Genomic DNA, 21,910 nt, shown 5'->3' with positions numbered 1-21,910 from the left:
GTCAGGGTCCGGCGCGGCTGGTGTAGGTGTGGCCGGTCGGGGTGGTGGTCCGCACGGTGTGGGGTTCGGTGCCGAGTCCGTCGTGGGTGACCTCGGTGCTCCAGCCGGGTAGTTCTTTGATCTGGTTGCCGCGTACGCAGGTGCCGCGGCCGTTGGTGTAGCTGGTGGGTCCGCCTTGTGCGTCGGGGTGGATGTGGTCGATGTTGCGGCACGGTGCCCCGCAGTAGGGGTCCCGGCAGCGGTCGTCGTCCCGGATCCGGATCAACGCCGCGAGTACGCCGTCGAAGTAGCGGCGCCGGGGGTCGGCGCCGATCAGCGGTCCGCCGGCCGGTCGGGTGAACAGGCGCCGCCACCAGCGCCGGCCCTTGGTGCCGGCCAGGACCTCGCGGGCGAGACAGGCCGGGATCGGGCCGTGCCCGACCACCTGCGCAGTCGCCGGGGAGCGGGGGTCGACCAGGGCGTCGACCGGGATGACGATGCCGACCTCGACGTTCACATCGCCGGCTTCGGTCTGGCCGGTGAGGCGTTCGACCAGGGTGTCGGCCATCACCTGGCCCCGGGTGCGGGGTTCGTCGCCGACCCCGACCGTGGCATCGGCGTGCCGGCGCAGCGCCGCCAGCGCGGCCACGCCTTGTTCGACCGGGACCAGCGCGGAGAGCACGGCCATGGTGTCCGGGGCCGGCCGCAGAGTGACCCGGCGGTCCTTGCGGGCGGTGCGGCCCCGCTGGACATAAGCGGCCTTGTCGGCCTGGTAGGCGAGGTCGCGGACCTTCATCGCGGCCTGGCGCGGGTTCAGCCCGTCGACACCGGCGGCGATGATCTGGGTGTCCACCTGCCGACAAAGCTGCGGGGTCAGGTGCCGGGTCTCCGAGACCACCTGGGCAGCCAGGTCTTCGGAGATCTGCCCGGCCACCAGCAGCCCGCGCACGCCGGGCAGGTCGGCACGCAGGATCCGGGCGGTGCCCAGCCGGCGCGACCCGGCGGTGGGTGAGATGCGAGAAGCCAGCGCGATCTGGTCGGCGATCCCGCGCTGCACCCTGGCCGGGTGCGCGTCGCCGCGGGCGATCGTGTCCTCGACCTGGGCGCGGGCGAACCCGATCGCCTCGGTGTGCTGGGCGGCGGCGACCGCGCCACGGAGTTTCTCCAGCAGCGCGATCCGGTCGATCCGGGTCGCGGCGGTCACCCCGCCGGCGGGGTCGGTGGTGGTGTCGGCGAGCGTGGACAGCTGGTCGAGCATCGCCGACAGCGCGGCCGTGACCGGGTCCCCGCCGTCGCTCGACTGCTTCGCTCGCATGTTCGAATTATAGGGGCTGGCCATGTCATTTTCTCGACCGCTCGGCGCGCCAGGTGACCGTTCACCGCATGGCCCGCTCCGTGAGCCCCGGCGGGCCGATGCCCGGCTCGGGTGCGCGACACGCCGCCACCCGAGCCGGTCGCGGCGAGGCATGGCGGCCGTGCCCTCTCGACCCGAGCCGCCCGGGCCGGCGCGCCGCCCCACAGACGGTTCACACCGGGCGTGCCACGCTACGTGTCCGTCCCGCCCGGCACGGCGACGACTGCGCTGGTGCAGGCGGCGTCCCGACGCGAGGAGGCGTGGGCCGTGGTGCACGAACCGATGTCCGGCCGGCAGCCAGCGCCCGGCCTGCGCCTGCTGACCGCCGTGGTGGTGGCGCTGATCGTCGTCACCGGTTGTGGAACCGGCCAGCTCGCCCAGACCGCCGGCCACGTGACCGCGACCAACGGCGCGGAGGGCAGCGTCGGGGCGATGCTCGTCCGCGACGCGAAGCTGCACGGCCGGCTCCCGGTCGCCGGCGACACCATGCACGAGCCCGGCGCCGACGTGCCGCTGCGGGTCACGATCATCAGCGGCGCGTCCCCCTCGGTCCCCGGGGTCGGCGCCGACCGTCTGGTGTCGGTGAGGAGCCCGCTGTTCGCCGGCGGACGGGTCACCGGGGACACTCGCATCGACGTCGGGCAGGCGATGGCCGCCGGGTACGACGAACCGGTCTCGTCGGTGACCACCACCGGCACGACCCGGGTCGGGATCACCCTGCTCGGCCTCCGGGCCCCGCTGCGGGCGGGGATGACCTACCCGGTCACGTTCACCTTCGAGCGGGCCGGGCCGCTGACGCTGCAGCTGCCGGTGGCGAACCCCGACTTCGTCGTTCCACGCGCCGACGGCGACCCCCGGACGACGCGGTGACGGCAGGGTCGTCGTCCCGGCCTCGGTCACCGACCTCCACGTCGCCCTGCGTGCGACCGACGCCCGGTGCCCATCACGCCGACCGTGGTGCACGGCGACCGGCGGACGGAACGACCGGTCACCAACGGAGACCGGCCCGGCTCGTGAGGGCCGCCGGAGCGCGTCACGCCGTGCTGACCAGGCCCGCGAAGCGGTCGAGGTCGACGTTGCCGCCGGAGATCGTCACACCGATGCGGGCACCGGCGAACCGCCCCGGGTCCGCGGCGACGGCCGCCCGCATCCCGGCGAACGCCAGCGCGCCGGTCGGCTCCACCAGCACCTTGTACCGGGACGCGAACAGCGCCATCCCCTCCACCAGCGCGTCGTCGGGGACGGTGAGGATGTTCTCGACGTGCTTGGCAATGATCGGGAACGTGCGCGTGCCCAGGTGGGTGGTCGCCGCACCGTCGGCGAGGGTGCGGGGCTGGTCGATGGTCACGATCCGGCCTGCACGCAGGGACTGCCGGCCGTCGTCGCCGGCCTCGGGCTCGACCCCGAACACGGCCGTGCCGGGAGAGAGCGCCTGCGTGGCGAGCAGCGACCCGGACAGCAGCCCGCCGCCGCCGAGGCAGACGAACAGCGCGTCCAGCGGGCCGTGGTCCTCGAGCAGCTCGAACACGGCGGTGCCCTGCCCGGCGATCACGTGCGGGTGGTCGTAGGGCGGGACGAGGGTGAGCCCGCGCCGCCGGGCGAGGTCGGCGGCGATCGCGGCCCGGTCCTCGGCGAAGCGGTCGTAGGGGACGACCTCGGCGCCGTACCCGCGGGTCGCGGCCAGCTTGGACGCCGGCGCGTCGGTCGGCATGACGATCGTCGCCGGGATCTCCAGCAGCTGTGCGGCCAGCGCGACGGCCTGGGCGTGGTTGCCGGACGAGAACGCGACGACGCCCGCGCGGCGCTGCTCCGGGCCGAGCCGGGACAGCGTATGGAACGCGCCGCGGAACTTGAAGCTGCCGGTGCGCTGCAAGTTCTCGGCCTTGATCAGGACCGACGCGCCGACCTCCGCGTCGGTCAGCCGCGAGGTCAGCACCGGGGTGCGGTGGGCGACGCCGCGCAGGATCGCCGCGGCGGCCGGCACGTCGTCGGGGGTGGGGAGGTCGTCCGGTGCGGAGGTCACCGGGGCAGCTTCGGCGGTCCGGCCGATCCGTTCAACCGCGTTCCGACGCCGTTCGGCGACGGTGTGTAACGACCGCCACGTCCGGGTCGCTCTACCGGGCGAGGCTCCCCGGCTCCCACCACCTCAGTCCGCTTTCCCGGAAGGATTCCCCCGACATGATGCGCCTGCGCACCTTCTCCGCCGCCGCCCTGCTCGCGGTGGCGGCCGCCGTCCCGCTGGCCGGAGCGGCGTACGCCCAGGACCGCGACTGCCCGGACTTCGCGTCCCAGGCCGACGCCCAGGCGGCGCTGCTCCCGGGCGACCCCGAGCGGCTCGACCGGGACAACGACGGCCAGGCCTGCGAGGACCACGCCTACGCCCCGGCGGCGGCCACCTCGGACGAGAGCAGCCAGGTCACGGCCACCCCGGTCGGCGGCGTCGAGGCGGGCGGCGGGCCCGCCGACGTCCTGCCGGTCGCGCTCGGAGCGCTGGCCGCCGGCGGGGTCGGGGCGGTCGCGGCGCGCCGCGCGGTGGCCGCCCGCCGGGGCTGAGAGCCGGGCCGGTCGTGGAGCGGGGGGCTCGCGTGCCCCCGGCCGAGGTCGGTGGCGTGCGCACGGTGCCGGCCGGCGCCGGGAGGGATGCCGCCGTGGGCGGGACGCCGGCGCGTCCCGAGCCGCCCGGCGACCGGCTCCGGCCTGCGACGGGCGGTCGGCGGTCGTGCCGTCGGGGCACCGGCCGGCTCGCCGTGCGGATCGCGGCCCCGGTGCTGGTCGCGGTCGCGGTCCTCGCGGCCGCCGACCCCGCCCGCGCACCCGAGCCTGCCCACCACCCCGACGCCGCCGGCGCCGCGGCCGCCGGCGGCACACGACTACCGACCGATGCCGGGACGGGGGCCGACGCCGGGCCGGTGCGGTCCGACGCGGCTCCGGCCGGCACCGGGGCGATCGGGGAGGGGCCCGGCCCGGGGCGCGCGTCGACCGGTGCGGGGCTGCTCCCGGCCGGGCCGGTACCGCTGGTCCGCTCGGAGCCGGTGCGGCTCCGGGTGGCCCGGCTCGGCCTCGACACCACGCCCGTCCCGCTCGGCCTGCACCCGGACGGCGCCATGCAGGTCCCCGACGACGCCGGCACCGTCGGCTGGTTCACCGGCGCCCCCACCCCGGGCGAGCTCGGTCCCGCCGTCCTGGCCGCGCACGTCGACTGGAAGGGCCTACCCGGAGCGTTCGCCGAGCTGGACTCCCTGCAGTCGGGTGACGAGATCCGGGTCGACCGCGCCGACGGGTCGTCGGTGGTCTTCGCGGTGACCCGCGTCGACCAGTACCCGAAGGCGGCCTTCCCGACCGCCGAGGTGTACGGCGACCTCGACCACGCCGGGCTGCGCCTGATCACCTGCGGCGGCACGTTCGACCGCGGCGCGGACAGCTACCGCGACAACGTCGTCGTGTTCGCGAAGCAGGTGCGCTGACCGGTCCGCGTCAGCTCCGCCGGGCGGTGCCCCGCCCGGGCGTGGCCGTCCGGGGATCCTCCGGCCAGGCGTGCTTGGGGTAGCGCCCCCGCAGCTCCGCCCGGACCTGCGGGTAGCCGGTGTCCCAGAACGAGTCGAGGTCCGCCGTCACCGCCGCCGGCCGGCCCGCGGGGGAGAGCAGGTGCAGCACCACCGGCACCCGGCCGCCACCGACCGTCGGTGACCCGCTCCAGCCGAACACCTCCTGCACCGTGACCGGCAGCGCGGGCACGTCGCCCGAGTAGTCGAGCGCGATCCGCGACCCCGACGGGACGGCGAGCCGTTCCGGGGCGAGCTCGTCGATCCGTCCGGCCTGCGCACCGACGTGGGCCGCCACGTGGCCGCGCAGCGCCTGCCCGGCGTCCACACGGGACAGGTCGGCGCGGCTGCGGGCGGTGGCCAGGACCCCGGCGAGCCACCCGGAGGGGTCGGCCGCGGAGTCGAGCAACGCCTGCTCCCCGACGTCCGGCCACGGCGGGCCGAGCACCCGGTGCAGGAAGCCGAGACGCTCCCGCAGCGACGACGCGGCCGCCGTCCACCGCAGCAGCCCGGTGCCCTCCGCGCGCAGGCCGGCGACCAGCGCCTCGCGCACCGCGGCGGGATCCGGGTCCGGGTCCGGCCGCTCGGCCAGGACGATCGCGCCGAGCCGGCGCACCCGCCGCGCGCGGACGTCGCCGTCGGCCCACACGACCTCGTCGCCCGACGCCAGCAGCGGCGCACCGGCGCGTTCGGCGGTCTCCCGGTCGGTCGGCGCGGCGAGCCGGACCCGGCCGTGCACCTGCCCGGGCCGCCGGTCGGCGACGGCGACGGCCAGCCACTCGGCGTCCCGCAGCGGGCCGGGAGGCACCTCCACCCCGGTGCCACCGGCCAGGAGGTACACCCCGGACCCGGTGTCGCGCCGCCGCGCGAGGCGCTCCGGGTGGGCGAGCCCCGTGACGAGGGCGACGAGGTCACCCCTGGGGACCCCCGGACCCGAGGCGGAGGAGCCGGGGCCGGAGCCGGTGCGTCGCAACGCCCCGGCGAGGCGGCCGCGCTCGCTGCGCCACCGCCGCCCACCCGGCGCGTCCCCGGAACGCAGCCGGGCGAGCGCACGGGTGAGATCGTCGCCGGGGCCGGCGAGGGTGTCGTCGTCCAGCACCGCGACGATCCCGGCCACGTCCTGCGGGTCCCCACCCGCTGCGACGCCGTCGAGCAGCGCCCGGGCCAGCCGCGGGTGCAGTCCCAGCGCCGCCATCCGCTGCCCGCGGCCGGTGACGGTGCCGGCGCCGTCGAGCGCACCGAGCGCGGAGAGCACCGCCCGCCCGGCGGCCAGCGGGCCGGGTGGGGGCGCGTCCCACCAGCGCAGCCCGGCCCCGTCCGGAGTTCCCCAGATGGCGAGGTCCAGGGCGAGCGCGGTCAGGTCGGCGGTCCGGATCTCCGGATCCGGGGCGTCGGCGAGTCCTTCGCCTTCGGGCCAGCAGCGGTAGGCGACCCCGGGAGCCTCCCGGCCGGCCCGGCCGGCCCGCTGGGTGGCGACCGCGCGCGACACCCGCCGGGTGACCAGCCCGGACAGCCCGCGCCGGTGGTCGGTGTGCGGCACCCGGACCAGACCGGAGTCGACGACGGCACGCACCCCCGGCACGGTCAGGCTGGACTCGGCGACCGCCGTCGCGAGCACGACCCGCCGCCGCGGGCCGTCCCGCAGCGCGGCGTCCTGGTCGGCGGCCGGGAGCCGTCCGTGCAGCGGCAGGACGTCGGCGTCGACCCCGTCGAGCGCCGTCGCGACCCGGCCGATCTCGGCGACCCCCGGCAGGAACGCGAGCACGCTGCCGTGCCGCAGGGCCTGCCGCACCGCCCGCGCGACGGTCGCCTCGACCCGCTCGCCGCGGGCCGGCGGGACGTGCTGCACGGCGACGTCGTAGGTGCGTGCCTCGACCTCCAGCACCGGGGCCGGGGTCCGCCCGCCGAGCAACGCCGCGGGGCGGGCCGCGTCGAGCGTCGCCGAGGTCGCGAGCAGGCGCAGGTCCGGCCGCAGGCCGTCGCGGGCGTCGAGCAGCAGCGTGAGCAGCAGGTCGGCGTCCAGATGGCGCTCGTGCACCTCGTCCAGCACGACGGTGGACACCCCGGCCAGCTCCGGATCGGCCGCGAGGCGGCGCAGCAGCAAGCCGGAGGTCACGACCTCGACCCGGGTGTGCCGCCCGGTGCGGGAGTCGCCGCGGACCCGGTAGCCGACGGTGTCCCCGACGGAGGTGCCGAGCAGCGCCGACATCCGGGCCGCGGCCGCGCGGGCCGCCACCCGGCGGGGCTCGGCGACCAGGATCGTCCCCCCGGGGACCGGCCCGGACGGCAGGCCGGCGAGCGCGAGCGGGACCAGCGTCGTCTTGCCGGTACCCGGCGGCGCGACGAGCACGGCCGACCCGCGGTCGTCGAGCGTGTGCCGCAGCCGGTCCAGCACGGCGCGCACCGGCAGGTCGGGGAGCGAGGCAGCCATCGGCCCCAGTATCGGCGCTGTCGCGCCCGTGAGTACTTCCGAGGGCCAGGACCCTCCGAACCACTCACGGGCGCGACAGCGCCCCCCGGTCCGGCACGACGAACGAGGCCGAGGTCCGCACGGGGGCGCCCGGGCGGCGCACCTGCTCGACCGTCCGGAAGTCGGCGCGCAGCTCGGTGGGGGTGAACCGGGTGAGGAGGTAGCCGCGCCGGTCCTCCCGGTAGCGGCTGTGCGGGTTCTCGCGCCCGCCGTCGCCGGCGCCGCCCTCGCCGTCGCCACCGGAGGTGATCGAGGTGGTGACGAGCTCGGTGCCCACGGTCCGGCCGTCGTCGCCGAGGGGGATCTCGTTGGCGTGGTGGACGTGCTCGTCCCCGGTGAGCACGACCGCGTTGCGGACCCCGGCCTCCACCCAGCCGCGGGTGATCCGTTCCCGCGAGCCCGGGTAGCTCGCCCACGTGTCGTTCTTGTGCCCGCCACCCCCGCGGGGGGCGAAGAACACCTGCTGGCCGAGCACGTCCCAGCCGGCCGTCGAGCTGCGGAAACCCTCCAGCAGCCAGCGTTCCTGCTCCGGACCGGTGATGGAGCCGCCGCGGCCGCGCGGTGTCCGGTACTGGCGGGTGTCGAGCATGTGGAACGTCGCCAGCGACCCCCACGGCACCCGCCGGAAGAGCTGCAGGTCGATCCCGCGCGGCACCGAGGCCCGGCGCAGCGGCATGTGCTCGTAGTACGCCTGGAACGCGGCCCGGCGCCGCTGCGGTGCGCGGGCACGGTCGCCGCCCGCCCAGTTGTTCGCCAGCTCGTGGTCGTCCCAGACGACCAGCCACGGCGCGACGGCGTGCGCGGCCCGCAGGTCGGCGTCCGAGCGCTGGTGGGCGTGCCGGCGGCGGTACCCGGCCAGGTCCACCGGCTCCGGGCCGCCGGGGTCGCGGACGTCGCCGTCGTCGGACTCGTAGAAGTAGTCGCCCAGGTGCAGGACCAGGTCGGGGTGGTCGGCCGCCAGCGCGCGGTAGGCCGTGAAGTACCCGGCGCCGAACTTCGCGCAGGACGCCGCCGCCACCGTCAGCGCGGGTACCGCCGCCCCGGCCGCCGGTGCGGTCCGGGTGCGTGCGGCGGGGGAGAGGTGCCCCTCGGCGCGGAAGCGGTAGAAGTACTCGCGGCCGGGGGCGAGCCCGGCCGGTTCGGCGTGCACGCTGTGCGCGAACCCGGGGACCGCGGTCTCGGTGCCGCGCCGGACGACCCGGGTGAACGCCTCGTCCTCGGCGACCTCCCACTCGACGTCGACCGGGCGGTCCGGCATCCCGCCGCGACCGTCCTCGGCGTCCGGCCGCGGGGCGAGCCGGGTCCACAGCACGACACCGTCGGGCGCCGGGTCCCCGGAGGCGACGCCGAGCGTGAACGGGGCGGCGAACGCCGGACGCCGGGGAGCCGCGGTGCCCGCGGCACGGGCCGGCTCCGGAGGCAGCAGCCCGTTGAGGGCCGATCCGAGCGCTCCGGCGAGCACGATGCGCCTCGACGGTCCGGGCACGGTCTCCTCCTCGACGGGTGCGTCCATGATGCGGTCCGGTGTGGCCGGTCCGGGCCGGTGGCGCCGCCCCGGACGGGTGGTCGGTGCCGTTCCTGTGTGGTCTGTGCCACAATCGGCCGGTCCGGGTGGGCCGGCGTGCGAGCGTTGCCCGGCCCGCAGCGGCCCGGTTCCGCGGCATGGCGATCGCCGCGGGTCGAATGCTGCGCCGGTCGTGGTGAAATTCTCGACGTTTCCGTTGCGCCGAACGGGTGGACGGATTCCGGTTGCCGTAACGCCTGCAAAAGCGCCACGATGTCATGCCGCAGAAGCTCGTCCATTCGGGGGCAGCGATGACGCTGTCTTCTGGCGCCGGGGGTGACGTGTCCGTGTCGCATTCCGCGGTGATCGCCGAACCGTCCATCGAGGACGAATTCTGCGCGATCCTCGGCGAGCTCGCCGGTGCCCCGGTCGCGCCGGACGATCATTTCTTCACCGACACGGGTGCCGATTCGATGGTCCTGGCGCGGTTCTGCGCCCGCGTCCGGAAGCGCCCCGACCTGCCGCCGGTGTCGATGACCGACGTCTACGCCCATCCGACCGCGGCCGGTCTCGCCGCGGCGCTGGCGCCCGCCGGGCCCGGTGCCGCCGCGGTACCGGAGCCGGCCGCGGAGCGGGGGCCGAGGCCGCGCGCGTCGACCACGGCCTACGTCCTGTGCGGTGCCGCCCAGCTCGTGACGTTCGTGGCCTTCACCCTCGCCTACAGCAGCGTGCTCGGCACCGCCTACCTGTGGATCGCCCGGGCATCCGGGCTCGTCGACTTCTACCTGCGCGCGCTGCTCGCGGTGTCGATCGCGTTCGCGGTGTTCACCGTGCTGCCGATCGTCGCGAAGTGGGTGCTGGTCGGGCGGTGGACCGAGCAGGAGATCCCGCTGTGGGGGTTCCGCTACTACCGGTTCTGGCTGGCCAAGGTGCTGGTGCGGACCAACCCTCTGCTCCTGGTGGCGGCGGGCTCCCCGCTGCTGCCGTTGTACCTGCGCCTGCTCGGCGCCCGGATCGGGCCCGGGGTGGTGATGCTCGCGCGTGTGATCCCCGCCTGCCCGGACCTGCTCACGGTGGGCGCGCGGACCGTGCTGCGGAAGGACTCGGTGCTCACCTGCTACCGCGCCGAGCCGGGCCTGATCCGGACCGGGCGGGTCACCCTCGGTGCCGACGTCGTGGTCGGCGAGGTCGCCGTGATCGACATCGGCACGGAGATCGGGGACGGCGGCCGGCTCGCGCACTCGTCGTCGCTGCACACCGGGCAGCGGATCCCGCCGGGGGAGACCTGGTGGGGCACCCCCGGGCGGCGCGGCGGCGGCGACCCGGGCGGGCCGGTGGCGGCCCCGAGCGGGTGGCTGCGCCGGGCCGGGTACGCCGCGGCCCAGCTGCTGACCCTGCTGCTGGTCTGGCTGCCCCTCGGTGCCGGGGTGGCGAACGTCCTGCTCTCGCACGTCCCGGTCCTGCAGTTCGTCCTCTCTCCCGCCTCGGCCCCGTTCGGGTCGCCGCTGTTCGTCCTGGAGGTCCTCGGCGTCACCGGGCTGCTGCTCCTCGCCGGGATCGTGACCGGACTGTTCACCGTGACCGTCGTGGCCCGGCTGCTGGCGCTCGGCGTGGAGGAGGGGCGGGTCGACCGGTTGTACGGGATCCGGTACACGCTGCACCGCACGATCATCCGGATGACGAACATCAAATTCTTCACGTACCTGCTCGGCGACAGTTCCTACATCGTCGGGTACCTGCGGATGATCGGATACGATCTCCGGCTCGTTCCCCAGACCGGGACGAACTTCGGCACCGCGCTGAAACACGAGACGCCCTTCGCGAGTTCGATCGGAACCGGAACCATGGTCGCCGACGGTCTCTCGATCATGAATGCGGATTATTCGGACACCGCTTTCGTGGTCAGCCGGACGCGGATCGGGTCGAACTGCTTCCTCGGCAACCGGATCGCCTACCCGGCGGCGTCGCGGGTCGGTGACGACTGCCTGTTCGCCACCAAGACGCTCGTGCCCACCGACGGCCCGGTCCGCAGCGGTGTCGGCCTGCTCGGCTCGCCCCCGTTCGAGATCCCGCGGACGGTGGCCCGCGACGGCACCTTCGCCCACCTCGAGACCGGGCTGGACCTGCACCGGCGGCTGCGCGGCAAGAACCGCTACAACCGGCGAACCATCGGGCTGGCCCTGCTGGTCCGCTGGGGCGGGCTGTTCGGGAGCACCCTGCTGACGCTGGTCCTGGCCGACGTCCTGGTGCCGCTGGGGGTGTTCGCCGTCGGCGTCGTCATGCTCGCGGCGCTGCTGTTCACCATGACCTACACGGTCGCGATCGAACGGCTCGCCACGTTCCGGCGCCCGCTGCGGGCGCGGTTCTGCTCGGTCTACGACCCGTACTTCTGGTGGCACGAGCGCTACTGGAAGCTCGTGGTGCAGGGGTGGGACAAGATGTTCGCGGGCACGCCGTTCAAGAACGTCGTGTCCCGGGCATTGGGTGTCCGGATCGGCCGCCGCGTGTTCGACGACGGCGCCGCCATGACCGACCGCACCCTGGTCACCGTCGGCGACGACGTCGTCCTCAACGCCGGGACCACCATCCAGTGCCACTCGCAGGAGGACGGCACGTTCAAGTCGGCCGGCATCACCGTGTCCTCCGGTGCCTGCCTCGACGTCGCCGCCTTCGTCCACTACGGATCCGTCGTCGGCGAGGACGCCCGGATCGGCTGTGACGCCTTCCTGATGAAGGGCGAGGAGGTGCCGGACGGCGCGTTCTGGGAGGGCAACCCCGCCGGCCCCGTTCGCCGGCCCGCGACCTGATCACTACCAGGGGGAAGAACCATGACCGGATCATTGCTGGGTGTGCGGCTGCACCCGGGGCGTCCACCGGTGCTCGACGCCGGGCCGGCCGGCGACGCGACCGGCTGGTGCGAGCGGTACGGCGACGCGCTGAGCGAGCTCGTCGACGAGCACGGCGCCGTCGTGGTGCGCGGTCTCGGCCTGCGCACCGTCGCCGACGTCTCCGGGGTCGCGGCCCGGCTCGGGAGCGGCAGCCACGTCGAGCGCGAGGCGTTCGCCACCCGGACCCTGCTCGCCGACGGCGTCCACTCGGCCACGCCGTGGCCGGCCCGGCAGCCGATGTGTGCCCACCACGAGCTGTCCTACGTGCTCGAGACGCCCGCGACGCTGCTGTTCGCCTGCCTGCGTGCCCCGGCCACCGGCGGCGCGACGCCGCTGGTGGACACCGCCCGGGTCGTCGCGGACCTGCCGGCCGACCTGGTGGAGCGGGTCGAGCGCGACGGCTGGATCCTGACCCGCGCCTACTCCGACGAGATCGGCGCACCCTGGGAGCAGGCCTTCGGCACCACCGACCGCTCCGAGGTGGAGTCGTACTGCCGGGCGAACGCGATCGCGACCGAGTGGCTCGACGACGGCGGGCTACGCACCCGGCAGCACCGGCACGGCGTGCTCGTCCACCCGGGCACGGGGGAGCGGGTCTGGTTCAACCAGATCGCGTTCCTCTCCGAGTACGCGATGGACCCGGAGGTCCGCGAGTTCCTGCTCGAGCTGCACGGGCCGGACGGGCTGCCGTTCAGCACCCGGTTCGGCGACGGCGCGCCGGTGCCGGAGCACGTCGTCGACGAGATCAACGCCGCGCACGACCGGCACGCCGTGCGGGAGCCGTGGCAGGACGGCGACCTGCTCGTCGTCGACAACCTGCGGGTCGCGCACGGCCGCGATCCCTACACCGGCGACCGGCAGGTCGTGGTCGCGATGACCGACGGCGTGGCCGTGCCGGCGCCCGGAGGGCCACGATGACCGTCATCTCCACCCCCGAGCAGTTCAACACCGACGACCTGTACGTCGACCTGGCCCCGTCCGTCGGCCGGTCGCTCTACCTCAAGTGCGAGGGCTTCAACTTCGCCGGCTCGGTCAAGCTCAAGGCGGCGCTCGGCATGGTCGCCGAGGCCGAGCGCGCCGGACGGCTGCACCCGTGGTCGGTGCTGATCGAGTCGTCGTCCGGGAACCTGGGTGTCGCCCTGGCCATGATCGCGGCGAGCCGCGGCTACCGGTTCGTGTGCGTCACCGACCCCCGGTGCAACCCCACCACGCACCGGCTGATGGAGGCGCTCGGTGCCGAGGTCCGGGTGGTCGACGTCCCGGACGCGGCCGGCGGTTACCTCGCCACCCGGATCGCGCTGGTCCGGGCGCTGGTCGAGGCCGACGACCGCTACGTGTGGCTCGACCAGTACGCCAACCCGGAGAACTGGGGCTCGCACGTGGCCAGCACCGGGCCGGAGATCGAGTCCGCGTTCCCCGAGCTCGACGTGCTGTTCGTCGGGGCCGGGACGACCGGGACGCTCATGGGCTGCGCCCGCTACTTCCGGAGCCGGCCGCGGCGGGTGCGGGTGGTGGCCGTCGACTCCGCGGGATCGGTCACCTTCGGTGACCGGCCGACGCCGCGGATGATCCCGGGACTGGGCACGAGCGTCCGGCCCCCGCTGCTCGACGAGTCCTACGTGGACGACGTCGTGCACGTCGCCGAACCGGACACGCTGGACACCTGTCACCGGCTGGCGCGCCGCGGGTTCCTCTTCGGAGGTTCTACCGGCACCGTCGTCGCGGGGGCGCTGGCCTGGCTGGCCCGGCACGGCGACGCCGACACCACGGCCGTCGCGCTGGCCCCCGACCTGGGCGAGCGCTACCTCGACACGGTGTACCGGCCGTCCTGGCTGCGGGAGCACTTCGGCGACGCGGTCGCCGAAGCGGTGCCCGTGCCCCGCGGGGCGGCTCCGCTGCCGCACCTCGGGACCGCGGTGCCCGGGTCCGACGGGCCGCTCCCGGCGCGGAGCCTCTGATGGGGCGCACGATCCGGGCCCCGCTCGTCCCGTCGCGGCCGGGGACCGGGCCGGACCCGGTGCCGCCCGGGGAGTCCGGCGCCGTGGACGCCGGTCCCGGCTCGCCGGAGGCGGCGCTGCCCTCCGGTGCGCTGCCGTCCCCGCCCGCGGTGCGGTCGTCGAGCGCCGACTCCCACGCCGCGCCGGCGCGGAACGGCACTCCCCCGGGGGCGGCCGCGCCGCCGCGGGCCGACCCCGCGCCGGCCCGGAACGGTTCTCCCACAGGGGCTCCCGCACCGCCCCGGAACGACCCCGCGCCGGCCCGGAACGGGAACCACCCCGGCACCACCGCACCGCCCCGCGCCGAACCCGGCCGCAACGGCGTGCCCGGGACCGCCGGGCCGGTGCACCGGAACGGGATGCCCCGGCCGCCGGGACCCCCGCCCGGGCCGCGGCCCGGCGGCCGGCCCGGTCCGGATGCGGCACCGACGTCCGGCGGACGGGCCCCCGCCCGGACCGGTCCCGGACCGGTGCCCGGGGGATGGGCCACCGTGCCTGCGCCCCCACGCAACGGGCCGCTGCGCCAGGCGAGCGCGGCGCTCGCCCGCCGGCGTCGCGGGGTCACCCTGCTCGCCCTGGTGGCCGCGGGCGCGGCGGCCGCCCTGGCCGTGCTGTTCCCGCCGCCGACCGTCGCGACCACCTCGGTGCAGGTCGGGTCGGTCGGCACGCTCGACCCCGCTCCCGCCACCGCCCGGGCCCTCGGCGCGGCCGCGACGGCAGCCTTCACCGATCGGGTCGCGGCCCTGTCCGGCACGACCGCAGCCGGGATCGGATCCCGGCTGTCGGTCACCTCCCCGGTCCCCGGCGTGCTCGACGTCCGCGTGACCGGGCCCGACGCCGCGGTCGTCGCCGAGCACGCCGTCACCGCGCTCCGCGAACGGATCGGCGCCCTCGACGCGGCGGTCACCGGGGCGGGCACCGGACCGCTGCGTGCCGAGCTGGACCGCCTGGCGGCGGCCCGGGCCGACTCGGGGAACGGCATTGGAGCGTCGCCGGCACCCGATCCGCTGGCCGACCAGCTCGGCCGGGTGCTGGCGGAGCGTGCCGGGCAGGCCACCGTCGTCGTCGCCGGTCCGGAACCGGTGGCGGCACCGGAGGTCCCGGCGGCGGTGTGGGTCGCGGTCGCCGCGGTCCTGGGCGGCCTCGCCGTCCCCGTCCTCGTGGCGGCCGGCGTCCCGGCCGTCCGCCGGGCGCGCGGCCTGGTGCCGGAGGCCGACCCGGCGGGCGCGCTGCGCGAGGCGCTGGACGTGCCGGTGCTCGCCCCCGGTCCGGCACCGGACGCGGTTCCCCGGCTGGCCGCCGCCTACCGGGTCCGGCTACGCGGCCTCCCGGTCGTCACCGTCGTGCAGCTCACCCCGGAACCGGCCTGCGACGTCGGGTCCGAGCTGGTCAAGGCGGCCACGCTGGTGGGTGACCGGCGGGCGTACGCGGACCTCACCCCGGGGGCCCCGCCCGTGACGGTGGCCGACGGCACCCCGGCGATCCGCGCGTTGCGGACCCGCCCGGTCGAGCACGAGGACCTCCGGGCGTTGCGCGACACCGGGCCGACCGTGCTGGCGGTGCACACCGCGGGCACCCGCCTCGCCGACGTCACGGTCGCCGCCGAGGCCCTGCGTGCGGTCGGGGCGCCGCCGGTGCTGTGCCTGGTGTGGGCCGGCCGGCTGCCACGGGACCCGGCCCGGGTCCCGCTCCCGCCCGACGCGCGGACACGGTCGGCCACACCGTGACGCCCGCTCCGGTCCGGTGCGCGGTCGTCGGGCTCGGGGTGCTCGGCGGGGCCGCGTTGCTGGCGCTCGCCCGGGCCGGCGTCGACTGCGTCGGGCTCGACGCCGGCCGGGTCGGGCACGCCGACGGCGCCTCCGGCGGTGGCGAGACCCGGATCGTGCGCACCGCGGTGGCCGGTCGCCCGGAGCACCACCGCCTGCTCGACCGCAGCCGCGAGCTCTGGGCGGGGGTCGCCGGCGGCGCGCTCGTCCCGTGCGGCGCGCTCACCGCGGGTCCGGCGACCGACCCGCGGGTCCGCGGCACCGTGTTCGCCGGACGGACCGAGGTGCTCGGGTCCGCCGCGGCAGCCGAACGCTGGCCGGGACACCGGCTCGCCCCCGGTGACCTGGCCGTGTTCGACCCGCGGGGCGGCCTGCTCGACGCGCCCCGGGCCACCCGGGCGCTCGTCGACGAGGCCTGCCGGGCGGGTGCGGTCGTGCGTGAGGACGTCACCGTGCTCGGGATCGGTCACCGCCGCGGCCGGGTGGTGCTGCGGACCGTGGACGGGGAGACGGTCGCCGACGCGGCCGTCCTCGCCACCGGTCGCCACACCCCGCTGCTGCCGGGCCGGCCGCAGGGGATCGTCCCGCGGCGGGTGGTGCTCAGCTGGTTCCCGGTAGAGGCGCCGGAACGGTTCCGGCCCGGGTGCTTCCCGCCCGGCGTGCACACCGGCGGCCCGGTGTTCAGCGCCTTCCCGACGGTCGACGGGACGACAGTGAAGATCAACTATCAGCGGTCGCAGCCCCGCGTGCCGGACCCCCGCGAGGCCCACCCCGACGTCGAGCCCGGTTACGCCCGGGCCTGGGCGGCCGCCGTGGCAGCGCGGATCCCGGGGCTGGGGGAGTGCCCGGTGCGGGTCGAGTCCTACGTGGAGGCGTACACGGCGGACCGGCGCGGGATCGTCGCGCTCGCCGGGGCCGGGCCCCGCGTCGTGACGGTGGGCGGCTTCTCCGGTCAGGGGTTCAGCTACGCCCCCGCGGTGGGGGAGGTCGTCGCCGGCGTCGTCCGCACCGGCCGCGGGCCCGGCCCGGCGTTCGCCGGGAGCGACGCCCTCGCGGGGCAGCTCACTCCGGGATGAGCGGCACGGACCGGCCGGTGCACCGGCCGTCGGGGTGCAGCAGCCAGCCCATCCGCTTGCGGATCCGCAGGATCACCGAGGTGTCGACGATCTCGGCCGCCGGCGCGGCCCGCTCGAGCGCCGACTGCATGCCGACGAGCTCGGTCAGCGAATGCGTCCAGGCCGTGACCAGGAAGTTCTCCGGGCCGGTGAGCGACAGGCAGAGCCGGACGCGGGGGTCGGTGCGGATCCGCCGCACGGCATCGCCGACGTCCGCCGTGGGCAGCCGCATCCACCACGTCACGCAGATCGGCCACCGGGTCAGCAGCTGCGCGACCTCGCAGCGGAAGACCAGCGACCGGGAGCGGAGCAGGGTCGCGAGCTGCCGACGCACCGTCGAGGCGGGGCGCCCGAGCCGGGCCGCGATCGCGGCCGCGCCGGCCCGCCCGTCGGCGCCGAGCTCGCGCACGATCGGCCCGTACACCGGCCCGCGCAGGTCCACCGGCGCGGCCCGGGTGCCGAGGTCGGCCCGGAGCAGTGCCCGGACCGCGTCGATCTGACCGGCGTCGAGAGCGTCGAGCCGCCACTGGCTGCCCTCGATGTGCACGGCCGCCGTGAGGTGGGTGCGGGTCGACGCCACGCCCGGCACCCGGCCGATCCGGTCGAGCACCAGCCCGGACAGCCCGGTGAACGTCGGCGCGCTCACCGTCAGCAACAGGTCGCGCCCGCGGGCGGCGTACTCGATGGTCATGACCTGGGGTTCGGTCTCCAGCGCGACGGCGACCTCGTCGAGCCGGCCGGGTGCGCAGTCGATCTCCACGAGGGCGACCTGCATCCCGCCCTCCTGGACCGCCGGGTAGCTGGTGACCCAGGCCAGCCCGGAGTCCCGCAGCCGCTGCCAGCGGCGGGCCAGCGTGACCGCCGAGCTGCCGAGGACCGGCGCCAGCCCGCTCCAGCTCGCCCGCGGGTGGACCTGGAGGGCGTGGGCGAGCGCGAAATCCTCCTCCGAGAGGAGATGGTGAGCGTTGTCGTCCACGCACCCAGCCAATCAGATCGGATCCATCGATGTCAGGTGCTCTTGCGAGCGCCCCCGCACACTCGCCGCAGCCGCCGGGCGGGCAACGGGGCCCGCCGGACGAGACGAGGAGACAGCATGGATCTTCGGGACGACGCGCGGTCCCTCCATCCGGATCTGGTGCAGCTGCGACGGGCCCTGCACCGCGAGCCCGAGGTGGGCCTGGACCTGCCCCGGACCCGGGACCGGGTGCTGACGGCGTTGCAGGGCCTTCCACTGGAGATCCACCGGGGCGAGTCGACGACCTCGGTGACCGCCGTGCTGCGCGGTGGCGCCGCCCCCGACGGGGACGGCCTGGTCGTGCTGCTGCGCGGGGACATGGACGCCCTGCCGGTCGCCGAGAACAGCGGCGAGGACTTCGCCGCGGAGACCGGCACGATGCATGCCTGCGGGCACGACCTGCACACCGCCGCGCTCGCCGGTGCCGCGCAGCTGCTCGCCGCGCATCGCGACCGGCTCGCCGGCGACGTCGTGTTCATGTTCCAGCCCGGCGAGGAGGGCTGGGACGGCGCAGGCCGGATGATCGACGAGGGCGTCCTCACCGCAGCGGGCCGGCGGGCCGACCACGCCTACGGCCTGCACGTGTTCTCCAACAAGATCCCGGCGGGCCTGGTCACCACCCGGCCCGGGGTCTTCCTGTCCGCCTCGCACGCCCTCGACGTGACCGTGCACGGCGCGGGTGGGCACGGCTCCAACCCGCACACCGCCCGGGACCCGATCGCCGCCGCCGCCGAGATGATCACCTCGCTGCAGACGATGGTGACCCGGCGGTTCGACATGTTCGACCCGGTCGTGCTGACCGTCGGCGTCGTCCGGGCCGGCACGCGGCGCAACATCATCCCGGACACCGCGCAGTTCGAGGCGACGATCCGCAGCTTCTCCGACACGCACGCCGAGCAGCTCCCGCAGCTGGTCCGCGAGGTGTGCGCGGGCGTCGCGGCGGCACACGGTGTCCGGGCCGAGGTGACCTGGCACGACGAGTACCCGCGGACGGTCAACGACGCCGACGAGGTCGGCTTCGCCGGTGAGGTCTGCGCGGAGCTGCTCGGCGAGGAGCGGTTCACGATCGCCCCGGAGCCGGTCAGCGGATCGGAGGACTTCTCGCGGGTGCTCGCCGCGATCCCCGGTGCGTTCCTCGGCATGGGGGCGTGCCCGGACGGCGTCGATCCCGCCGCCGCCCCGATGAACCACTCGCCGCTGGCCCGCTTCGACGACGGCGTGCTCGCCGACGCCGCCGCCCTCTACGCCTCGCTGGCCACCACCCGGCTGGCGCCCGCCCCGGAGGTGACCGCATGAGCACGGTCGACGCGCGCACCGAGAAGCGCCGGACGATCATGGGGATCGGTGCCGGCAACGCGATGGAGTGGTTCGACTGGAACGTCTACGCCACCTTCTCCGCGTTCTTCGCGCCCCAGTTCTTCGCCGGTGGTGACTCCGGTGCCGCCCTGCTGAAGACCCTCGCCGTGTTCGCCGTCGGCTTCGTGGCCCGCCCGTTCGGCGGCTTCCTGTTCGGCTGGGTCGCCGACCGCCGCGGCCGGAAGGCGTCGATGGCGCTGTGCGTGGCGACGGCCGCGGTCGGCAGCCTGGCGATCGGTCTGTCCCCGACCTACGCCATGATCGGGCTCGCCGCGCCGCTGATCCTGGTGGTCGCCCGGCTGGCGCAGGGGCTCGCGCACGGCGGCGAGCTGCCGGCCGCGCAGACCTACCTGGCCGAGATGGCGCCGCGGGAGAAGCGCGGCCTGTGGTCGAGCCTGATCTACTTCTCCGGCACGGCGGGGATCCTGGCGGGGACGGTGCTCGGCGCCGTGCTCAGCAGCGTCCTCACCACCGAGCAGATGGCGGCCTACGGCTGGCGGGTGCCGTTCGTGCTCGGCGGCGTGTTCGGGCTCTACGCCCTGGTCATGCGGCTGCGGATGCGCGAGTCCGACACCTACGCCGAGGAGGAGGCCGCGCGGGCCGCGGCCCCCGCGAAGGCGGCACCGTCGCTGGTGCGCCAGATGCTGGCCCAGCCGAAGGCCATGGTCCGGGTGGTGTTCCTGACCTGCGGGCTCACCGTCGCCTACTACGTCTGGTCGGTCGCCGCCCCGGCGTACGCGATCACGGCCCGCGGGGTCGACCCGTCCGCGGCGCTGTGGGCGGGCGCGGGCGCACTGGTGATCTTCATGCTGGTCCTGCCGCTGTGGGGCGCGGTCTCCGACCGGTTCGGCCGCCGCCGGACCCTGCTGATCCCCGGCGCGATCCTGGCCGCGCTGCTGTTCCCGCTGGACGCGATGGTCCACGACGGCTGGACGCTGTTCCTCGCGATGACGATCGCGCTGGTGCTGCTCGGGGCCGGGTGCGCCATCGGGCCGGCGCTCTACGCCGAGCTGTTCCCGACCGGGATCCGCGCGGCCGGGCTCGGCGTGCCGTACTCGATCGCGGTCGCGCTGTTCGGGGGGACCTCGCCGTACCTGCAGACGCTGTTCTCCGAGATCGGCAGTCCGGGCCTGTTCCTCGGCTACGCCATCGGCCTGCTGGTGATCTCCGGGGTGACCATCTACCTCCTGCCGGAGACCCGGGGGATCGACCTGGCGACCATCGGGAACGAGCAGCAGGCCGGCACCGCGCGGGCCGCCTGAGCGCACCCGCCGCGGCATGACGCACACCACCGTCTTCCCGGGCCGTCCCGGGAAGACGGTGGATCACGCCGGCGTTGCCCCGGTACGTGCGGAGGAACGAGACGATGCTCGTGCGGCGGCGGGTGATCGACCTGTGCCGGCGGATGACCACGGGCTGTCCGGGCTGAGACCCCGGCCCCGTCCCGCACCGTCGAAGAAGGATCCTCCGTGTCACTCGCCGTTCGTGCGGCCCGCGCCTGGCGCAGGCCCCGCGTGTTCGCCGTCCTCACCCTCGCCGGCCTCGTCCTCGGCGCGCTGCTCGGGCTGACCGCCCGGGTCACCGGCGCGGGCTGGTTGGCCTCCACACTGGACACCATCGGCAGCCTGTTCACCGGGCTGCTGCAGTTCACCGTCGTCCCGCTGGTCTTCCTGGCGATCGTGATCGGCATCGTCAGCCTGCGCGACCTCGGCGGCGGGCGGGCCGCGGCCCGGCTCGGCGGCCGCACCGTCGCGTGGTTCGCCGGGACGTCGCTGATCGCCGTCCTCATCGGTCTCGCGATCGGCCTGATCGGTCGCCCGGGCGAGGGCGTCACGCTGACCGCCGACCCGGACGCCGTCCGGCAGGTGGGCGAGAAGACGCCCGGCTCGTGGCAGTCCCTGCTGACCGGCCTCGTGCCGGACAACCCGGTCGCCGCGTTCGCCGGCAACGAGGTGCTGCAGGTCGTCGTGTCCGCGCTGCTCGTCGGGGCCGCCGCCTACGCGCTGAAGGACAAGGCCGACCCGTTCGTGGCGTTCTCCCGGTCGGCCTTCGAGATCGTCCTGACGATCGTCCGGTGGGTCGTGGTGCTCGCCCCGGTCGGCGTGATCGGCCTGATCGGCAACGCCTTCGCCACCTACGGCAGCGGCGTGGTGAGCTCGCTGTTCGGGTTCATCGCGGCCGTCTACCTCGGATGCGCGCTCGTGCTGTTCGTCGTGTACCCGGTGCTGCTGAAGGCCGTCGCGGGGATCGGCCCGCGCCGGTTCTTCGCGGTGACCTGGCCGCTCCTGCAGTTCGCGTTCGTGTCCCGGTCGTCGGGTGCGTCGCTGCCGCTGACCCGGCAGGCCGCCATCGATCTCGGCGTGGAGCGGAACTACGCCGGCTTCGCCGTCCCGCTGGGCAGCACGACCAAGATGGACGGCTGCGCCGCCGTCTACCCGGCCCTGGCGACGATCTTCATCGCGCACGTGGCCGGCTACCCGCTGGCGGCCTGGCAGTACCTGGTCATCGTCGCGGTCGCCGTGTTCGGCGCGCTGGCCACCGCCGGGACCACCGGCTGGTTCACGATGCTCACGCTGACCCTGGCCGCGGTCGGCATGCCGCCGGAGGTCATCGCCGCGGGCATCGCGGTCGTCATCGGCATCGACCCGATCCTGGACATGATGCGGACCGCGACCAACGTGGCCGGTCAGGTCACCGTGCCGGTCCTCGTGGCCGGGCAGGAGGGCCTCCTCGACCGGGAGGACGCCGAGACCCCCGACGAGGGCGGTGTCACGACGGTGGCCGGGAGCGGTCCGGGGGCGGCGGCCGGAGGCGGCGCGCCCTCGGCGCTCTCAGCGGCCGACGACGGCGCCGGCGCGACGGCGGGGGCACCGGCCCGCGGCTGACCACTCCCGGCGTGCGGGGCGCCGTCGTCCTGCTGGGCG

At 75.8% G+C, this 21,910-nt stretch carries 16 protein-coding genes; 11 read left to right on the top strand and 5 right to left on the bottom strand.

The genetic code is table 11. The features are described from left to right. Position 1 precedes the first annotated feature (1 nt). On the bottom strand, positions 2–1,294 hold the full coding sequence (locus H7X46_RS16795; protein WP_186360305.1) for a DUF222 domain-containing protein: 1,293 nt from the start codon (positions 1,292–1,294) through the stop codon (positions 2–4). A 222-nt stretch (positions 1,295–1,516) separates the two neighbouring features. Between H7X46_RS16795 and H7X46_RS16790 the strand changes: the two genes are divergently transcribed. Further along, the gene (locus tag H7X46_RS16790) at positions 1,517–2,203 is read left to right on the top strand and encodes a hypothetical protein (RefSeq protein ID WP_186360304.1); all 687 of its coding nucleotides are present in this window, start codon (positions 1,517–1,519) and stop codon (positions 2,201–2,203) included. Positions 2,204–2,366: 163 nt separating this feature from the next. Here the strand turns inward: H7X46_RS16790 and H7X46_RS16785 are convergent, their stop codons facing one another. Beyond that, positions 2,367–3,356 carry a threo-3-hydroxy-L-aspartate ammonia-lyase gene (locus H7X46_RS16785; protein ID WP_186360303.1) on the bottom strand — a complete coding sequence of 330 codons (990 nt, stop codon included), beginning with the start codon at positions 3,354–3,356 and terminating at the stop codon, positions 2,367–2,369. Between the two features lie 155 nt (positions 3,357–3,511). Between H7X46_RS16785 and H7X46_RS16780 the strand changes: the two genes are divergently transcribed. Further along, positions 3,512–3,886 (top strand): excalibur calcium-binding domain-containing protein, encoded by a 375-nt coding sequence (locus tag H7X46_RS16780; protein ID WP_186360302.1) that lies wholly within the window; start codon positions 3,512–3,514, stop codon positions 3,884–3,886. A gap of 95 nt (positions 3,887–3,981) precedes the next feature. Then, positions 3,982–4,797: a class F sortase gene (locus H7X46_RS29755; RefSeq protein WP_370588812.1), complete on the top strand. Its 816-nt coding sequence runs from the start codon at positions 3,982–3,984 to the stop codon at positions 4,795–4,797. 10 nt (positions 4,798–4,807) lie between these two features. Here the strand turns inward: H7X46_RS29755 and hrpB are convergent, their stop codons facing one another. Further along, complete coding sequence (gene hrpB, locus H7X46_RS16770) at positions 4,808–7,306, bottom strand: ATP-dependent helicase HrpB (protein ID WP_186360301.1); 2,499 nt, start codon at positions 7,304–7,306, stop codon at positions 4,808–4,810. Between the two features lie 64 nt (positions 7,307–7,370). Further along, positions 7,371–8,858: an alkaline phosphatase gene (locus tag H7X46_RS16765; RefSeq protein ID WP_186360300.1), complete on the bottom strand. Its 1,488-nt coding sequence runs from the start codon at positions 8,856–8,858 to the stop codon at positions 7,371–7,373. Between the two features lie 353 nt (positions 8,859–9,211). Here H7X46_RS16765 and H7X46_RS16760 point away from each other — a divergent pair, with 353 nt between their 5' ends. The 5 genes from H7X46_RS16760 (at position 9,212) to H7X46_RS16740 (ending at position 16,576) form a co-directional block, all read left to right on the top strand. After that, positions 9,212–11,656, top strand: a complete 2,445-nt coding sequence (locus tag H7X46_RS16760; protein WP_222131335.1) for a Pls/PosA family non-ribosomal peptide synthetase — start codon at positions 9,212–9,214, stop codon at positions 11,654–11,656. Positions 11,657–11,677: 21 nt separating this feature from the next. After that, positions 11,678–12,655, top strand: a complete 978-nt coding sequence (locus tag H7X46_RS16755; protein WP_186360298.1) for a TauD/TfdA family dioxygenase — start codon at positions 11,678–11,680, stop codon at positions 12,653–12,655. Next, on the top strand, positions 12,652–13,695 hold the full coding sequence (gene sbnA / locus H7X46_RS16750) for a 2,3-diaminopropionate biosynthesis protein SbnA (protein ID WP_186360297.1): 1,044 nt from the start codon (positions 12,652–12,654) through the stop codon (positions 13,693–13,695). Before H7X46_RS16755 ends, sbnA begins: the two co-directional genes overlap by 4 nt. A 530-nt stretch (positions 13,696–14,225) precedes the next feature. Next, positions 14,226–15,461, top strand: a complete 1,236-nt coding sequence (locus H7X46_RS16745) for a hypothetical protein (protein ID WP_186360296.1) — start codon at positions 14,226–14,228, stop codon at positions 15,459–15,461. Further along, the gene (locus H7X46_RS16740) at positions 15,458–16,576 is read left to right on the top strand and encodes an FAD-dependent oxidoreductase (protein WP_186360295.1); all 1,119 of its coding nucleotides are present in this window, start codon (positions 15,458–15,460) and stop codon (positions 16,574–16,576) included. Before H7X46_RS16745 ends, H7X46_RS16740 begins: the two co-directional genes overlap by 4 nt. Here the strand turns inward: H7X46_RS16740 and H7X46_RS16735 are convergent. Next, positions 16,563–17,591, bottom strand: a complete 1,029-nt coding sequence (locus tag H7X46_RS16735; protein ID WP_186360294.1) for an Lrp/AsnC family transcriptional regulator — start codon at positions 17,589–17,591, stop codon at positions 16,563–16,565. The genes H7X46_RS16740 and H7X46_RS16735 overlap by 14 nt on opposite strands. A gap of 117 nt (positions 17,592–17,708) precedes the next feature. On the opposite strand from H7X46_RS16735, the gene H7X46_RS16730 reads away from it, so the two are divergent. From H7X46_RS16730 to H7X46_RS16720, 3 genes are all read left to right on the top strand, one after another. Then, positions 17,709–18,926 carry a M20 family metallopeptidase gene (locus H7X46_RS16730; RefSeq protein WP_186360293.1) on the top strand — a complete coding sequence of 406 codons (1,218 nt, stop codon included), beginning with the start codon at positions 17,709–17,711 and terminating at the stop codon, positions 18,924–18,926. Then, complete coding sequence (locus H7X46_RS16725; protein WP_186360292.1) at positions 18,923–20,248, top strand: MFS transporter; 1,326 nt, start codon at positions 18,923–18,925, stop codon at positions 20,246–20,248. The genes H7X46_RS16730 and H7X46_RS16725 overlap by 4 nt, the downstream gene beginning before the upstream one ends. A gap of 207 nt (positions 20,249–20,455) precedes the next feature. Then, positions 20,456–21,871: a dicarboxylate/amino acid:cation symporter gene (locus H7X46_RS16720; RefSeq protein ID WP_186360291.1), complete on the top strand. Its 1,416-nt coding sequence runs from the start codon at positions 20,456–20,458 to the stop codon at positions 21,869–21,871. The last annotated feature ends 39 nt before the right edge of the window (positions 21,872–21,910 follow it).

The sequence above is a fragment of the Pseudonocardia sp. C8 genome (genome assembly GCF_014267175.1).
Classification (GTDB): Bacteria; Actinomycetota; Actinomycetes; order Mycobacteriales; family Pseudonocardiaceae; genus Pseudonocardia.
The sequence above is the reverse complement of the archived record's forward strand: the minus strand, read 5'-3'. Positions and strand labels throughout refer to the sequence as shown.

Bases quoted from the DNA above. Each gene is read 5' to 3' on its own strand.
- H7X46_RS16795 (WP_186360305.1), bottom strand. From the start codon at position 1,294: ATGCGAGCGAAGCAGTCGAGCGACGGCGGGGACCCGGTCACGGCCGCG.
- H7X46_RS16780 (WP_186360302.1), top strand. From the start codon at position 3,512: ATGATGCGCCTGCGCACCTTCTCCGCCGCCGCCCTGCTCGCGGTGGCG.
- hrpB (WP_186360301.1), bottom strand. From the start codon at position 7,306: ATGGCTGCCTCGCTCCCCGACCTGCCGGTGCGCGCCGTGCTGGACCGG.
- H7X46_RS16765 (WP_186360300.1), bottom strand. From the start codon at position 8,858: ATGGACGCACCCGTCGAGGAGGAGACCGTGCCCGGACCGTCGAGGCGC.
- H7X46_RS16755 (WP_186360298.1), top strand. From the start codon at position 11,678: ATGACCGGATCATTGCTGGGTGTGCGGCTGCACCCGGGGCGTCCACCG.
- sbnA (WP_186360297.1), top strand. From the start codon at position 12,652: ATGACCGTCATCTCCACCCCCGAGCAGTTCAACACCGACGACCTGTAC.
- H7X46_RS16730 (WP_186360293.1), top strand. From the start codon at position 17,709: ATGGATCTTCGGGACGACGCGCGGTCCCTCCATCCGGATCTGGTGCAG.
- H7X46_RS16725 (WP_186360292.1), top strand. From the start codon at position 18,923: ATGAGCACGGTCGACGCGCGCACCGAGAAGCGCCGGACGATCATGGGG.